This window comes from Pantoea sp. 22096 (assembly GCF_052045955.1).
GTDB classification, from domain to species: domain Bacteria; phylum Pseudomonadota; class Gammaproteobacteria; order Enterobacterales; family Enterobacteriaceae; genus Pantoea; species Pantoea alfalfae.
Map to the genome: position 1 here is coordinate 1631889 of NZ_JBQEPW010000001.1, position 14530 is coordinate 1646418.

Below are 14530 nucleotides of genomic sequence, written 5' to 3' on the forward strand. Positions count from 1 at the left end.
GTTAGCCCTGCCCTACGCGCCGTTTTTCAGTGACTCTAGCTCTTCCCAGCGCGCAAAAGCGGTTTCCAGCTCCTGCTCAGCCTGAGCGAGATTATCCAGCACCGGTTGCGTCTGATCGTGTGCCTGACTGAAGAAGTCCGGGTGACTCATCTTCGCCTGCAGTTCACCGATGCGCGCTTCCAGCTGCTCCAGTTTTTGCGGCAGCTGTTCCAGCTCACGCGCCAGATTGTAGCTGAGCTTATTTACGCTACGCTTCGCTTCACTCTTTTCGGCGGCTGGCTTAGCGGTATTCGCTGTCGCTTTTGCCGGTGAAGCAGACCTGTGCTGCCGGTAAGCGGCACGCTGCTGCTGTGCATCGTGATAACCGCCCACAAAGGTACCGATTTCGCCGTTGCCTTCAAAAATCCAGCACTCGGTGACCGTATTGTCGACGAACTGACGATCGTGACTCACCAGTAAGACGGTGCCCTGATAACCATCAATCAGCTCTTCCAGCAGCTCCAGCGTTTCGACGTCGAGGTCGTTGGTCGGTTCATCCAGAATCATCAGGTTGCTGGGACGCAGGAACAGGCGCGCCAGCAGCAGACGGTTACGTTCACCCCCTGAGAGTGCACGCACCGGCGTCATGGCACGTTTTGGATGGAACAGGAAGTCCTGCAGATAGCCCAGCACGTGGCGCGGTTTGCCGTTAACCAGCACTTCCTGCTTGCCTTCGGCCAGGTTGTCCATCACGGTGCGATCCGGATCCAGTTCAGCGCGATGCTGGTCGAAGTAGGCCACTTCCAGCTTGGTGCCGGAATGGACGCGGCCATGATCGGCTTTCAGCTGCTGCAGCATCAGACGCAGTAAGGTCGTTTTACCGCAGCCGTTCGGCCCGATCAGCGCAATTTTATCGCCACGCTGAACCTGGGTAGAGAAATCCTTCACCAGCGTTTTGCCGCCCACTGCGTAGTCGACATTTTCCAGCTCAAATACAATCTTGCCGGAACGGGAGGCTTCACCGACCTGCATGTTGGCTTTGCCCATCACTTCGCGACGTTCTGAATGTTCGCGACGCAGCGCTTTCAGCGCACGTACACGGCCTTCGTTACGTGTACGACGGGCTTTGATGCCCTGACGGATCCACACCTCTTCCTGCGCCAGCTTGCGGTCAAATTCCGCGTTCTGCATCTCTTCAACGCGCAGCGCCTCCTCTTTGCCTTCCAGATAGAGATCGTAGTTGCCCGGCCAGGAGACCAGCTTGCCACGGTCAAGATCGACAATGCGCGTCGCCATATTGCGGATAAACGAACGGTCATGCGAGATAAAGACGATGCTGCCGCTGAAGTTCTTCAGGAAGGTTTCCAGCCAGTCGATGGTTTCAATATCAAGGTGGTTGGTTGGCTCATCCAGCATCAGGACGCGCGGGTTACTCACCAGCGCACGACCCAGCGCGGCTTTACGCAGCCAGCCGCCAGAGAGCGACGACAACTCGGTATCGGGCTGCAGACCAATCTGTTCCAGTACGTCATGGATGCGGCTCTCCAGCTGCCACAAATTCTGATGGTCGAGAATGCTCTGCAGTCGCGCCATCTCATTGAGGTTTTTATCGCTGGGATCTTCCATCACCACATGGGAAATGGCGTGATAGGCTTTGAGATGCTCAGCCTGCTCTTCAACGCCCTCAGCTACGAAGTCGTAGACCGAACCGGTAATATTGCGCGGCGGATCCTGTTGCAGACGCGCCACCACCAGATCGGTTTCATAAATAATGCGGCCATCATCCAGTGGCTGTTCGCCATTGATGATTTTCATCAGCGTGGATTTACCCGCACCGTTACGGCCCACCAGACAGACGCGTTCGTTCTCTTCGATGTGCAGCTCGGTATTGTCTAACAGCGGCGCATCGCTGAAGGAGAGATAAGCGCCGTGGATACTGATTAATGACATGTAATCTTATTCCTTACCGGCATGAGTGATCAGCCAGCAGTTGTGAATCTGACGGTTACGCGCGAAGTCCTGCGACTGCGTTTTCTGGGTAATATCCTGCGCCTGCAGGCCCAGTGCTTTCAGACCATCCATGTCCATTTTGAAACCACGTTTGTTATTGGAGAACATGATGGTGCCACCGCGACGCAGCAGGCGTTTCAGGTTACGCATCAGCATCATATGATCGCGCTGAACGTCGAAGCTCTCTTCCATACGTTTTGAGTTAGAGAAGGTTGGCGGATCGATAAAGATCAGGTCAAAATTCTCGTCACTCTCATTCAGCCAGCTCAGGCAATCTGCCTGCATCAGGCGGTGCTGACGTCCGGTTAGTCCGTTAAGACGCAGGTTGCGCTCCGCCCACTCCAGATAGGTACGCGACATATCTACCGTGGTAGTTGAACGCGCCCCACCCAGGCCGGCATGCACACTGGCGGTGCCGGTGTAGGCAAACAGGTTCAGGAAATCTTTACCCTGACTCATCTGGCCGAGCATTTTACGGGCAATGCGGTGATCGAGGAACAGGCCGGTATCGAGATAGTCGGTCAGGTTCACCCAGAAACGCGCATTAAACTCTTTAACGTCGAAATAGTCGCCTTTCTCGCTGAGCTTCTGATACTGCGCTTTACCTTTCTGGCGCTCACGCGTTTTCATAATCAGACGGTCAGCAGGTAGCTGCAGTACGCTCAGTGTCGCGCTGATGACATCGAACAGGCGCTGACGCGCTTTATTCGGATCGATGGTTTTCGGTGGCGCGTATTCCTGAATAATGACCCAGTCGCCATAGCGATCGACAGCAACGTTGTAGTCTGGCAGATCGGCGTCATAAATGCGGTAGCATTCAATGCCTTCCTGACGCGCCCACTTCTCCAGCTTCTTCACATTTTTACGCAGACGGTTTGCGTAATCTTCCGCAATCTGCCCGGCGCTTTCATGGCTGTTAACCGCCAGCTGATAGTTTTTCTGCACGCAATCCAGCGGACCGTTCTTCGCTTTGAACTGGCGATCGGCTCGCAGTTGCAGGCAGCTCAGCAGTTCAGGCGAGGCGCTGAACAGCGACAGGTTCCAGCCGCCAAAATGCTGCTTCATCAGACGTCCGAGCTGGCTGTGCAGCGCAATCAGCGCCGGTTCGCTCTCCAGACGTTCACCGTACGGCGGGTTACTCAGCACCGTACCGTGAACCGCCGGTTCGAGCGGATTGGTCAGTTGCAGCAGGTCCTGCTGCGCAAATGTAAAGAGTTCAAAGACGCCAGCACGACGGGCATTCGCCTGCGCCCACTCCAGCACCCGGCCATTGTTATCGTAGCCAAAGAAGCGCGCCTGAGTCGCGGCTGTGCCCGCGCGGGCACGGTTCTGCGCCTCGGTTTTCACGTCCTGCCACAGCGCAGCATCAAATTTGTTCCAGGCAGTGAAGCCCCAGTGCTTACGTAGCAGGCCCGGAGCCCGATCGCTGGCGATCAGCGCCGCTTCAATCAGCAGCGTACCCGAACCGCACATCGGATCGATCAGCGGCGTGGTCGGCTTCCAGCCTGAACGCAGCACGATAGCCGCCGCCAGCGTCTCTTTTAACGGTGCCTGACCGGTCTGCTGGCGATAACCGCGCTGATGCAGCGAGGTGCCGCTGAGATCCAGCGCAATGCTGGCGCGGTCGTCATTCAGCCAGACGTTGACACGAATATCCGCCTGCTCACGATCGACATCAGGCCGCTCGAGATTCTGACGGGTAAAGCTGTCTACGATGGCATCTTTAACTTTTAGCGCACCGAACTGGCTGTTACGAATCGCGTCGTTGGTGCCGCTGAAATGCACAACAAAGGTTTTGTCGCTGCCGAACATCGACGGCCAGTCCACGCTCTGTACACCCAGATAGAGATCGAGATCGCTGTAGACGCCGAACTCTCCCAGCGGCAACAGGATGCGTGATGCTAAACGACTCCACATCAGGCTTTGGTACATGGCGCGATCGTCGGCTTCGTAGTGAACGCCTCCCTGCACCACTTGCAAATCCTGCGCACCCAGCGCGTCCAGCTCACTTTTTAACAGCTCTTCGAGCCCACGCGCCGTGCTGGCAAACAGAGAATTCATATTGTCACTTTTTAACTCTTGAGAAAATTGTCGCGCATTATAGCGAATCGGAGACCTATGTCATAAAGTTAGCTTCTTTTGTGTCGCGCGTCGGGTTCAAGGAGAACACCATGATCACGCTTTCCCGCTTATTTATTCATCCTGTGAAGTCAATGCGGGGATTAGCGTTGTCACATGCGCTGGTCACTGACAGCGGACTGGCGTTTGATCGTCTGTTTATGGTGACCGAACCTGATGGCACCTTTATTACTGCACGCCAGCACCCGGAGATGGTGCGCTTTACACCGGCACTCCTGCCGGATGGCCTGCTGCTGGCTGCGCCGGATGGCAGCCAGACCCTGATCCGCTTCAGCGATTTTAGTGAGCAGGATCATCCCACCGAAGTCTGGGGCAACCACTTCACTGCGCGCATTGCGCCCGAAGCAGTTAATCAGTGGCTGAGCCAGTTCTTCCCGCGTGACGTTCAACTGCGCTGGGTCGGGCCGCAACCGACTCGCCGGGTCAAAAAGTTTGATCATATTCCGCTGAGCTTTGCCGATGGCTTTCCGTTTTTGCTGATCAACAATGCTTCGCTGCACGATCTGCAACAGCGCTGCCCGGCCAGCGTGCGTGCCGAACAGTTTCGCCCGAATCTGATCGTCAGCGGTGCGGCCGCCTGGGATGAGGATAGCTGGGCAGAGATTCAGATTGGCGACGTCATCTTTGAGGCTCCCAAGCCCTGCAGTCGCTGTGTACTTACTACGGTCAGCACCGAGACCGGACTTAAGCATCCCACCGGTCATCCGCTGGCGACACTGCAGACTTTCCGCACCGCTCAGGATGGCAGTGGCGACATCGATTTCGGTCTGAACTTAGTGGCGCGGAACAGTGGTGTGGTGCGTACGGGTGATGAAATGATCGTCCTGAAACGTCATGCGCCCCGCATCTATGGTGCCGGCGAAGTGGTCGAAACGCTGAAACCACAGCAGCAGACGCCGGATGCCGTGACCATCACGTTTCAGGGTCAGACCTTCACCGGGGATAATCAGCAGGTATTACTGGATCAGCTGGAGATGCAGGGCTTTCGCATCCCTTACTCCTGTCGGGCAGGTCTGTGTGGTAGCTGCAAGCTGAGTCTGGTAGCCGGTGAAGTAAAAGCGCTTAAACAGAGTGCCCTGCGTCAGGACGGCACCCTCTTAAGCTGCAGCTGTATTCCGGCAGGTGATATAGAAGTGAAGTAATCAGACAGCGCGGGCGTAGTGCGCGACATCCTGGTACCAGGGTTGCAGCCGGTCGTTCATGACCTTGATGGCATCGCCGAGCACCATATTTTTACCGGCCAGGGTTAATCCAGGCTGCGCCAGCAGGCAGAGCGCCGCATTATCACCACTCTCAACCACCAGCAGACGTGCCTGTGTGCCCTCTTCTGCCAGCGTAACCTGCACCATTTCACCGGGACGGGGCTGCATTGCAGGGGCATAAGCGGCGAAATGCCAGCTTTTTGGCATCAGTGGTTTGAGGAAACGCGCGGCGACCAGCGCATTCAGCACCAGTTCAGCGCAATGGCTGCCACTGAGTTTGCACTGACGACAGGTCTCTTCAAAGGTGTAATACAGAGCGGCGTCATCGACACAGAAACCCGACTCAGAGAACGCATCCGGCGTGAGCATTTTGCGGGAAAAGCGGGAACGAAAAAGCATCCCGTCAGCCAGGTCGAGCATCATTCGGTCGTGGCTGCTATCAAAATACCAGCGCCAGTTATCATCGGGTTTAATTTTCATCGTGTGCCCTGTATTTACCGCTGCGCCAAAAATCGCGCAGAATTCAGCGAAAAAAGAAACATAAGGAAAAGCTGAAAAAGCGTGCAACAGGACAAAATATAAACGAGCCGAGGGGATAAATAAACCCCCCGGCCAATCATTGTGAGAATTGTCTTAGAGATGCGTAACGATATCTTTAATTAATCCTGGCCCCTGATAAATAAAGCCTGAATAAATCTGAACCAGCGTTGCGCCAGCGGCGATTTTTTCACGCGCAGCGGTCAGAGAATCAATGCCGCCAACGCCGATAATGGGAAGACGCCCCTGCAGCTCCTGAGAGAGGCGCTGGATCACTGCCGTACTGCGCGACTGCACTGGCCGTCCACTTAATCCACCCGCTTCTTCAGCATGCTTAAGACCGCTTACCAGCGAACGATCGAGCGTGGTATTGCTGGCAATGACGCCATCAATCTGATGACGAATCAAACTGTCCGCGACCTGAATTAACTCCTCTTCAGAGAGATCGGGCGCAATTTTTACGGCCAGCGGAACATATTTCAGATGGCGCTTTTCAAGCTCTTTTTGTTTCTGTTTAATGGAAGAGAGCAAATCATCCAGCGCCTCACCATATTGCAGTGAACGCAAACCTGGCGTGTTAGGCGAGGAAATATTGATGGCGATATAACCGGCATGGGCATAGACCTTTTCCATGCAGATCAGATAATCCTCTTTGCCCTGCTCAACCGGCGTATCTTTATTTTTACCGATATTGATCCCAAGCACGCCGTTAAAACGCGCTTTTTTCACATTCTCAACCAGGTGGTCAACGCCCAGATTATTAAATCCCATCCGGTTGATAATGCCGCCCGCTTCCACCAGACGAAACATCCGCGGCTTATCATTACCTGCCTGGGCGCGCGGCGTGACGGTGCCGACTTCAACAAAACCAAAGCCCATCGCCGCAAACGCATCAATGCACTCGGCGTTCTTATCCAGACCCGCAGCCAGGCCCAGGGCATTCTTAAAGGTCAGTCCCATGCAGGTGACCGGACGCGACGGCAGATTCTGGCGATAAAACAGCTCCAGCGGCGTGCCGTTCATAAAACGCAGTTGCTTAAAGGTGAGTTCGTGCGCGCGTTCGGGGTCGAGTTTAAACAGCGCCGGTCGGACGATAGGATAAAACATGCACTCTCCTGAAGGACGGAAGCAATCGTGAAAGTCGGTGCACGGGAAAATGTGCGCCAGAATGGTAAAGTGCTCTGGCGCAAAAGTAAATCGAAGGGCGGGGATGCAGAAAACTATATGAAAATGCTTTGATCTTAAACGGCGGAATCGTTTACGGGCTGGTTTTTCACTTCGGAAGGAAACAGATACTCCCGCAGAATGCCGTGACGCTGCATGATGCCAAAGATACCGAGACAGACAAACGCTTCAGCCCCTACCATCGACCACGCAGCACCGATAGCACCAAATTTCCACGCCAGGAAACAGCATAGCGGCACGTTTATCACGCCAGCGGCCATCATGACCCACATACGCTGACGCGCCAGACCGTGCGGGATGAGAATCTGTAATCCAGCCGGATAGGCAATGTTGCCGAACAGGAAGCAGAGCACGAAGACGCGCAGCACATCCGCCGACGGAATAAAGTCTTTACCCAGTAAAATAGAGACCACCAGGTCAGCAAAGAACCAGGTAAAGATCACAATCGACAGACTCAGTGAGAATGACAGCAGCAGGCTTTTGCGCGTTGCCGCAATGGCGGCACGTTTATCCCGACCAAACAGATGGCTGACACGCGGGAAGAAAGCACTGCCGATCTGCTCGGGTACGGAGTTAGCCGCTTTACGCAGACGATCCGCACCGTTGTAGATCCCGACCATATAAGTAGAGGTAAAGGAGGCCAGGATCACCACGTTGACGCTGTTAAACAGATTGGCACCCGCGATAGCAATAAACACATCCATGCTGTCGGTGATGCGCTGTTTGATTTCGCGCGGCTCAAAGCGGTAACGGCCAATGACCTTCATCTCCAGCACAAACTTCAGCGTAATCGCTGCACTGATGATGGAGACAGTGCCAGGGATCAGCGCCGCCAGCCAGGTATCCTGCGGGGATTTCACCAGCAAAAAGGTCAGTGGAATGGCACAGAAGTTACCGAAGGTGGCGATCATCGCCGTTTTACCCAGTTTCTCAAACCCCTGCATCAGCCAGCCGAATGAAAACAGCGAGCCTATCAGCGTGGTGCAGTTCGCCAGAATGATAAAAAACAGCGGATGCCAGGCGGGATTAAACCAGGTCGCCGTCAGTAACGTGCCACTGGTCACCACCAGCAGCATCAGCTTGGCGTTAAACGTTGACCAGAAAAGCTGACTGACGCGTTCCTTATCATCACGATGATGAGCAATGTCTTTAGTAGTAAAGACGTTGAATCCCCAGTCAGAGATGGTACTGCAATAGAGCACGCAGGCGATGGCCAGCGCCAGCGTCCCCATCTGCTCTACACCCAGAACGCGGGCAAGATAGGGCAGCGTGGCCAGCGGAAACAAAAATGATGCGCCGCGGTAGGCCAGCAGCGAGAAAATATTAATAACCAGACTTTTATCGAGTACTTTTGCCATGACGCAACAACCTTATACACATTGCATGTCTCACCTTCTCATTTCGCAAAGGCATAAACAATATCGCTTCACATTTTTCAGAATCAGGCTGCTTTTCAGAATCAGGCGGCGTTTTTCAGCTCTTTTTTGACCTTGTAATGCTGAAGTGCAATAAACAGTTCAGGCCGATTGAACAATAGCCACTCTTTAACGTTTTCTGTTTTCACATTGCGACCCATAAAGCGAATTGCGTTAAGCACATATTCCGGCACAGGCGTACGATTATAAAGTGATAAGTAGATCATCAGACGAAACGAGTGAATTAAATAGGCTTTTTCAAGCGTATCGCGCCACGCTGATTTAACCAGAGAGCCGGTTAACGTATTGTAGGCGTGCATAAAGGCATCATAACGCTGATAGAAAAACTCATTACTTTTGGTACTGTTCGTCAGTGAGCCGTTACGAATACGCTGTTTATAATAAACCTGATGGCTCACCCAGGCCTGCTGACTTTTCATAAAGCAGGAGAGCGTAAAATTGTGGTCTTCATGAACGCGTTTAACAAAGCGTAATTTATGCTGTTCAATAACACGTTTGCTGATGACATAGCTCCACGCCGCTGACGTATAGCTGCCGTTACGCAGCAGGCCCAATAAGACGTCCTGCGGTTTTTGCTGCCCAAAGTATTCGTGTCTGACTTTTGGCGAGGTGATATCAATATGGCCGTCGCGATAGACGCACGATTTAAAACAGAACAGATCCGTTTCAGGATGCTTTTCCGCCACCATGCTCAGTTCAGCGACCAACCCATCCGCCACGACGTCGTCTGGATCGCAGAAAAAGAGAAACTGACCCTTAGCCTGCTCAATACCCACATCACGTGCATGACCGGCACCACCATTCTCAGTCGTCATTATTTTCACCTGAGCAAGGTGTGCATAATTCTGTTCAAGTAAGGCTAATGTTCCATCGGTGGAGCCATCATTCACAATGATTATTTCATTGGGTGCTTTAACCTGACGTAATAATGAATCGACGCACTCCACAATATATTTTTCAACATTGTAGGTTGGAATAATCACTGATAATAAAGTGTCAGACATAGGCAATTCTCTGCTGTTAGAAAAAAGACAATACGAGTCACCTGCCAGATGCAGGGCCTGACCAGAGGCGAAACGTCGAAAAGAGTAATACGCTACTATTATGATGGCTTTGATTGAGCCTGATTATCTTAAACCGGTTATGCGAAAAAAGACCACTTGTAAAAATTATCTAAACGTTTCACCTGATTTTCACTGTTAAAAAAAGTGCATCTATAGCCCGCTGTAATGTTAAAACCGTTGAGGAATGATTTAAAATCCCCCCACAAAGCAGGCGTAACCAGATTCAGAAATCTGTAAGCGAACATCTGAAAAGATGAATATCTTCACTATTCCTTCATTTTTATTACAGTTTACTTTCTGCAATTAATCTTAATCTTTGGCGGATGCGGCCGCAGTTACGCTGATTCCGTGCCGCTTCAGAGGCTATTTTTTCAACCGTTTCGCTTTAACACCGCGTCATTCTCAGGAAGATTGATTAAGCAATCAGACGAAAGAGAATTTTTCTGATCAATCACCCCATTATGGCAATCTCATATCATACCCATTAATGAATTGCTCAGCTGCCAGCGCCTAATTTAAGAATTATCGGAAGCGGTAGTTTTATTCGCTGCTACAGGCACGTCTATTTGCAGTTTTTATCCTTGCTTTGCCGGATAAATCATTTAAGCCCACTCCCCTGCTCTGACAGTATGAAGGCATAAGTTCTCAACATTAAATAATCAATAACTTTTAGTTATAAGGAGTGATAATGCGAGTTATTACGCTGGCAGGCAGCCCACGATTTCCCTCCCGCTCAACTTCATTACTGACGTTGTGTCAGCACAAACTGGAAGCTCGTGGCATTGAAGTCATTCCCTGGAATATTCACAACTTTCAGCCTGACGATCTGATTAATGCGCGCTTTGATGCACCCGCGCTGCTGGCCCTGCGTGACGATCTGGCCTCGGCTGATGGGCTGATTGTGGCAACACCTATCTATAAAGCGTCGTTTTCGGGCGCGCTGAAGACCCTGCTCGATCTGCTGCCTGAGCGCGCACTGGAGCATAAAGTTGTGTTACCACTCGCCAGCGGCGGCAGTGTCGGCCATATGCTGGCGCTGGACTACGCGCTGAAACCGGTTCTCAACGCGCTGAAAGCACAGGAAATTCTGCATGGGGTCTACGCCGAAGACAGCCAGGTCACGCATTACGATCGTCAGCCTGTACTGGAAGATTCACTGGCAGAGCGTCTTGACGAAGCCGTCTCCGCGTTCTGGCTGGCGCTGACCCGTCATCACCATCCCGTTGCGCAGGCAGTATAAGGAAGCGATCAATGAAGCAGAGATTAGGAAAGTGGCTGGTGGCGGGACTCTTACTGGCTGGCCTTCAGGTACAGGCCGCAGAATCGGATCCGGCTGAGATTCGCATCGGCTATCAGAAAGGTTCGGTCAGCATGGTACTGGCGAAGTCACATCAGTTGCTGGAGAAACGGTTCCCCCATACTCAGATTAAGTGGATCGAGTTCCCGGCTGGCCCGCAAATGCTGGAAGCGCTGAACATTAACAGTATCGATCTCGGCAGTACCGGTGACCTTCCGCCACTGTTTGCCCAGGCCGCAGGCGCAGATCTGCTCTATGTCGGCTCGGAGCCGCCAAAACCGAAATCAGAAGTGATTCTGGTGCCGAAAAACAGCGCTCTGAAACAGGTCTCCGATCTGAAAGGCAAAAAAGTCGCTTTCCAGAAAGGCTCCAGTTCACACAATTTACTGCTGCGCGCATTACAGCAGGCGGGCCTCACGTTTAAAGACATCACGCCGGTTTATCTGACGCCAGCCGATGCGCGCGCTGCCTTCCAGCAGGGTGATGTGGATGCCTGGGCAATCTGGGATCCCTACTACTCTTCAGTACTGTTGCAGGGTAATTCGCGCCTGCTGATTGATGGCAGCTCACTGAATCTGACCGGGTCCTTCTATCTGGCGACGCGCAGCTATGCCGAAGCCCACGGCGCGTTTATCCAGCAGGTGCTGGACACCTTTAGCAGTGCCGACGCGCTGACGATCAGCCAGCCTAAGCAGAGCACCACGCTTCTTGCCCAGGCGATGGGCCTGTCTGAACCCGTTATTGCCAGCTATCTCAGCCATCGTCCACCCACCCGGATTTCGCCGGTCAGTGCTGAAACCGCAGCCGCACAGCAGCGTACCGCTGATCTGTTTTATGCCAATCATCTGTTGCCAGTCAAAGTGACGATTCAGGATCGCATCTGGCAACCGCATACCGTAACGCAGTAAGGAGCAATAATGAGCGTATCCATATTCTGGTTCCTGCCGACGCATGGCGACGGCCACTACCTTGGTACCGCCGAAGGCGCGCGACCGGTTGATCACGCCTATTTACAGCAGGTGGCGCAGGCCGCTGACCGTCTCGGCTTTGGTGGTGTATTAATCCCGACCGGCCGCTCCTGCGAAGATGCCTGGCTGGTTGCCGCCTCGCTGATCCCGGTGACGCAGCGCCTGCGTTTCCTGGTCGCGCTACGACCCGGCGTCATTTCACCGACTCAGGCGGCGCGTCAGGCTGCCACGCTGGATCGTCTCTCCAATGGCCGTGCGCTGTTCAATCTGGTGACCGGCGGCGATCCGGAAGAACTGGCGGGCGACGGCGTGTTCCTGGATCACCGTGAGCGTTACGCAGAATCTGCCGAGTTCACCCGCGTCTGGCGCCGGGTGCTGGAAGGCGAAACCGTCGATTACGAAGGCAAGCACGTGAAGGTTCGCGGCGCGCGTCTGATGTTTAAACCGGTGCAGCAGCCTCGCCCACCGCTGTGGTTTGGCGGCTCTTCTGAACCGGCTCAGGAACTGGCGGCCGAACAGGTCGATGTTTACCTTACCTGGGGCGAACCGCCTGCTCAGGTTAAAGAGAAGATTGATCAGGTGCGCGCGAAAGCGGCCGCGCAGGGACGTACGGTGCGGTTTGGTATCCGTTTGCATGTGATTGTGCGCGAAACCAACGAAGAGGCCTGGCAGGCCGCCGACCGGCTGATTGCCAATGTCGATGACGCCACTATTGCGAAGGCACAGGCAGCGTTCCAGCGGGCCGATTCTGTAGGGCAGCGCCGGATGGCCGCGCTGCACGGTGGTCGCCGCGACAAACTCGAAATCAGCCCGAATCTGTGGGCAGGTGTGGGTCTGGTACGCAGTGGAGCCGGTACAGCGCTGGTCGGTGATGGCCCAACCGTTGCCGCACGCATCAAAGAGTATGAAGCACTGGGCATTGAGACCTTTATCCTGTCAGGTTATCCGCATCTGGAAGAGGCTTATCGCGTCGGCGAACTGCTGTTCCCGCATCTTGATCTGCAGGTTCCACTCGTGCCTCAGCCGCGCGTCGTTCAGGCGCACGGTGAAGCGGTAGCCAACGATTTTACCCCTGAGAAAAAAGCCGCCCGGGGCTGAGGAGAGCATGATGGCCAGAACCCGAAAACGCCTTGCTGATACGCTGGTGCCGTGGCTATTGCCGACACTGCTTGTCGTGGTGTGGCAAATTGCTTCGCAAACCGGCTGGTTATCGAACCGTATTCTGCCCGCGCCGGAGAAAATTGTGACCACCTTCTGGCAGCTGACTGTCAGCGGTGAACTCTGGCAGCATCTGGCATTAAGCAGCTGGCGGGCACTGATCGGTTTCGGCATTGGCGGTTCGATCGGCCTGATACTTGGGCTGATCACCGGCACCTCAAAAACCGGTGAACGGCTGCTGGATACGTCGGTGCAGATGCTGCGCAATGTGCCACATCTGGCGCTGATCCCGTTGGTGATCCTCTGGTTCGGTATCGACGAGTCCGCCAAAATCTTTCTGGTGGCGCTGGGCACGCTGTTCCCGATCTACCTGAATACCTATCACGGCATCCGCAATATCGATCGCGGACTGGTTGAGATGGCACGCAGCTATGGCCTCTCCGGCTGGAGCCTGTTTATCCAGGTGATCCTGCCCGGCGCACTGCCGAATATTATGGTCGGCGTGCGTTTTGCGCTGGGTCTGATGTGGCTGACGCTGATTGTCGCTGAAACCATCTCCGCCAACGCGGGCATCGGCTATCTGGCAATGAACGCACGTGAATTCCTGCAGACCGATGTGGTGGTGGTCGCCATCATTCTCTATGCCCTGCTCGGCAAACTGGCGGATGTCGCCGCGTTGTTACTGGAACGCGTCTGGCTGCGCTGGCACCCCGCTTACCAACTGAAGGAGGAGAACGCATGAGCCAGACTCTCTCACCAGCCCGCCTTGACACTGGCACGCCGGTTGGCGTTAACGGCGTCAGCAAACAGTATGGCAGTCGTACCATTCTCAATAAGATCGACCTGCATATTCCTTCGGGTCAGTTTGTGGCGGTAGTGGGTCGCAGCGGCTGCGGCAAAAGCACCCTGTTGCGCCTGCTGGCCGGACTTGAACACAGCTCCAGCGGTGAACTGCTGGCAGGGAATACGCCGCTGCAGTCAGCACGCGACGATACCCGCCTGATGTTTCAGGATGCGCGACTGCTGCCGTGGAAAAAAGTCATTGATAACGTCGGGCTGGGCCTGCGCGGCCGCGAATGGCGCAGCGCAGCGATGGATGCCCTGACGGCGGTGGGACTGGCCGATCGCGCCAATGAGTGGCCGGCTGCACTCTCTGGTGGACAGAAACAACGCGTGGCGCTGGCCCGAGCGCTGATTCATCGGCCCGGCTTACTGCTGCTGGATGAACCACTGGGGGCGCTGGATGCCCTGACACGCATTGAAATGCAGGGATTGATTGAGTCACTGTGGCAGCAACATCATTTTACCGTGCTGCTGGTCACGCATGATGTCAGTGAAGCGGTCGCGATGGCGGATCGTGTGTTGTTGATCGAAGAGGGAGAAATCGGTCTGGATCTGCTGGTAGATTTGCCGCGACCACGGCGTCGTGGGTCTGCGCGGCTGGCCGAGCTGGAAGCAGAGGTACTGGATCGGGTGATGCAGCGTACGGAACGACCGCAGCCGGTACGTTACGCGCAGCAGCGCTGAAAAAGGGAGCGTCTCAGACGCTCCCTTT

At 54.4% G+C, this 14530-nt stretch carries 12 protein-coding genes; 6 read left to right on the forward strand and 6 right to left on the reverse strand.

The window, feature by feature from the left end; translation table 11 throughout:
• Nucleotides 1-12: 12 nt before the first annotated feature.
• Together ACTJKZ_RS07695 and rlmKL are read right to left on the reverse strand one after the other, a co-directional pair.
• Nucleotides 13-1929: an ABC transporter ATP-binding protein gene (locus ACTJKZ_RS07695; protein WP_161735668.1), complete on the reverse strand. Its 1917-nt coding sequence runs from the start codon at nucleotides 1927-1929 to the stop codon at nucleotides 13-15.
• A gap of 6 nt (nucleotides 1930-1935) precedes the next feature.
• Nucleotides 1936-4050 carry a bifunctional 23S rRNA (guanine(2069)-N(7))-methyltransferase RlmK/23S rRNA (guanine(2445)-N(2))-methyltransferase RlmL gene (gene rlmKL / locus ACTJKZ_RS07700; protein ID WP_440829426.1) on the reverse strand — a complete coding sequence of 705 codons (2115 nt, stop codon included), beginning with the start codon at nucleotides 4048-4050 and terminating at the stop codon, nucleotides 1936-1938.
• A gap of 110 nt (nucleotides 4051-4160) precedes the next feature.
• On the opposite strand from rlmKL, the gene ACTJKZ_RS07705 reads away from it, so the two are divergent.
• Nucleotides 4161-5270, forward strand: a complete 1110-nt coding sequence (locus ACTJKZ_RS07705) for a YcbX family protein (RefSeq protein WP_440829427.1) — start codon at nucleotides 4161-4163, stop codon at nucleotides 5268-5270.
• Here the strand turns inward: ACTJKZ_RS07705 and ACTJKZ_RS07710 are convergent, their stop codons facing one another.
• From ACTJKZ_RS07710 to ACTJKZ_RS07725, 4 genes are all read right to left on the reverse strand, one after another.
• A complete protein-coding gene (locus ACTJKZ_RS07710; RefSeq protein ID WP_150009867.1) occupies nucleotides 5271-5810 on the reverse strand; it encodes a cell division protein ZapC in 540 nt (179 codons plus the stop codon).
• A 153-nt stretch (nucleotides 5811-5963) separates the two neighbouring features.
• Nucleotides 5964-6974 (reverse strand): quinone-dependent dihydroorotate dehydrogenase, encoded by a 1011-nt coding sequence (pyrD, locus tag ACTJKZ_RS07715; protein WP_161735674.1) that lies wholly within the window; start codon nucleotides 6972-6974, stop codon nucleotides 5964-5966.
• A gap of 134 nt (nucleotides 6975-7108) precedes the next feature.
• The gene (locus ACTJKZ_RS07720) at nucleotides 7109-8410 is read right to left on the reverse strand and encodes a flippase (RefSeq protein ID WP_013357342.1); all 1302 of its coding nucleotides are present in this window, start codon (nucleotides 8408-8410) and stop codon (nucleotides 7109-7111) included.
• Nucleotides 8411-8511: 101 nt separating this feature from the next.
• Nucleotides 8512-9492: a glycosyltransferase family 2 protein gene (locus ACTJKZ_RS07725; protein ID WP_222924257.1), complete on the reverse strand. Its 981-nt coding sequence runs from the start codon at nucleotides 9490-9492 to the stop codon at nucleotides 8512-8514.
• Between the two features lie 748 nt (nucleotides 9493-10240).
• Between ACTJKZ_RS07725 and ssuE the strand changes: the two genes are divergently transcribed.
• The 5 genes from ssuE to ssuB are packed head-to-tail and all read left to right on the forward strand — an operon-like array spanning nucleotide 10241 to nucleotide 14502.
• A complete protein-coding gene (gene ssuE / locus ACTJKZ_RS07730) occupies nucleotides 10241-10792 on the forward strand; it encodes an NADPH-dependent FMN reductase (RefSeq protein WP_013357340.1) in 552 nt (183 codons plus the stop codon).
• 11 nt (nucleotides 10793-10803) lie between these two features.
• Nucleotides 10804-11757: a sulfonate ABC transporter substrate-binding protein gene (locus ACTJKZ_RS07735; RefSeq protein WP_161735677.1), complete on the forward strand. Its 954-nt coding sequence runs from the start codon at nucleotides 10804-10806 to the stop codon at nucleotides 11755-11757.
• A gap of 9 nt (nucleotides 11758-11766) precedes the next feature.
• A complete protein-coding gene (ssuD, locus tag ACTJKZ_RS07740) occupies nucleotides 11767-12915 on the forward strand; it encodes an FMNH2-dependent alkanesulfonate monooxygenase (protein ID WP_222924258.1) in 1149 nt (382 codons plus the stop codon).
• A gap of 10 nt (nucleotides 12916-12925) precedes the next feature.
• On the forward strand, nucleotides 12926-13717 hold the full coding sequence (gene ssuC / locus ACTJKZ_RS07745; protein ID WP_440829519.1) for an aliphatic sulfonate ABC transporter permease SsuC: 792 nt from the start codon (nucleotides 12926-12928) through the stop codon (nucleotides 13715-13717).
• Nucleotides 13714-14502: an aliphatic sulfonates ABC transporter ATP-binding protein gene (ssuB, locus tag ACTJKZ_RS07750; protein WP_440829428.1), complete on the forward strand. Its 789-nt coding sequence runs from the start codon at nucleotides 13714-13716 to the stop codon at nucleotides 14500-14502. The genes ssuC and ssuB overlap by 4 nt, the downstream gene beginning before the upstream one ends.
• The last annotated feature ends 28 nt before the right edge of the window (nucleotides 14503-14530 follow it).

What these genes read in the sequence shown, in the direction of transcription:
- ACTJKZ_RS07695 (WP_161735668.1), bottom strand. Translation starts at nt 1,929, where the DNA reads ATGTCATTAATCAGTATCCACGGCGCTTATCTCTCCTTCAGCGATGCG.
- rlmKL (WP_440829426.1), bottom strand. Translation starts at nt 4,050, where the DNA reads ATGAATTCTCTGTTTGCCAGCACGGCGCGTGGGCTCGAAGAGCTGTTA.
- ACTJKZ_RS07705 (WP_440829427.1), top strand. Translation starts at nt 4,161, where the DNA reads ATGATCACGCTTTCCCGCTTATTTATTCATCCTGTGAAGTCAATGCGG.
- ACTJKZ_RS07710 (WP_150009867.1), bottom strand. Translation starts at nt 5,810, where the DNA reads ATGAAAATTAAACCCGATGATAACTGGCGCTGGTATTTTGATAGCAGC.
- pyrD (WP_161735674.1), bottom strand. Translation starts at nt 6,974, where the DNA reads ATGTTTTATCCTATCGTCCGACCGGCGCTGTTTAAACTCGACCCCGAA.
- ACTJKZ_RS07720 (WP_013357342.1), bottom strand. Translation starts at nt 8,410, where the DNA reads ATGGCAAAAGTACTCGATAAAAGTCTGGTTATTAATATTTTCTCGCTG.
- ACTJKZ_RS07725 (WP_222924257.1), bottom strand. Translation starts at nt 9,492, where the DNA reads ATGTCTGACACTTTATTATCAGTGATTATTCCAACCTACAATGTTGAA.
- ssuE (WP_013357340.1), top strand. Translation starts at nt 10,241, where the DNA reads ATGCGAGTTATTACGCTGGCAGGCAGCCCACGATTTCCCTCCCGCTCA.
- ACTJKZ_RS07735 (WP_161735677.1), top strand. Translation starts at nt 10,804, where the DNA reads ATGAAGCAGAGATTAGGAAAGTGGCTGGTGGCGGGACTCTTACTGGCT.
- ssuD (WP_222924258.1), top strand. Translation starts at nt 11,767, where the DNA reads ATGAGCGTATCCATATTCTGGTTCCTGCCGACGCATGGCGACGGCCAC.
- ssuC (WP_440829519.1), top strand. Translation starts at nt 12,926, where the DNA reads ATGGCCAGAACCCGAAAACGCCTTGCTGATACGCTGGTGCCGTGGCTA.
- ssuB (WP_440829428.1), top strand. Translation starts at nt 13,714, where the DNA reads ATGAGCCAGACTCTCTCACCAGCCCGCCTTGACACTGGCACGCCGGTT.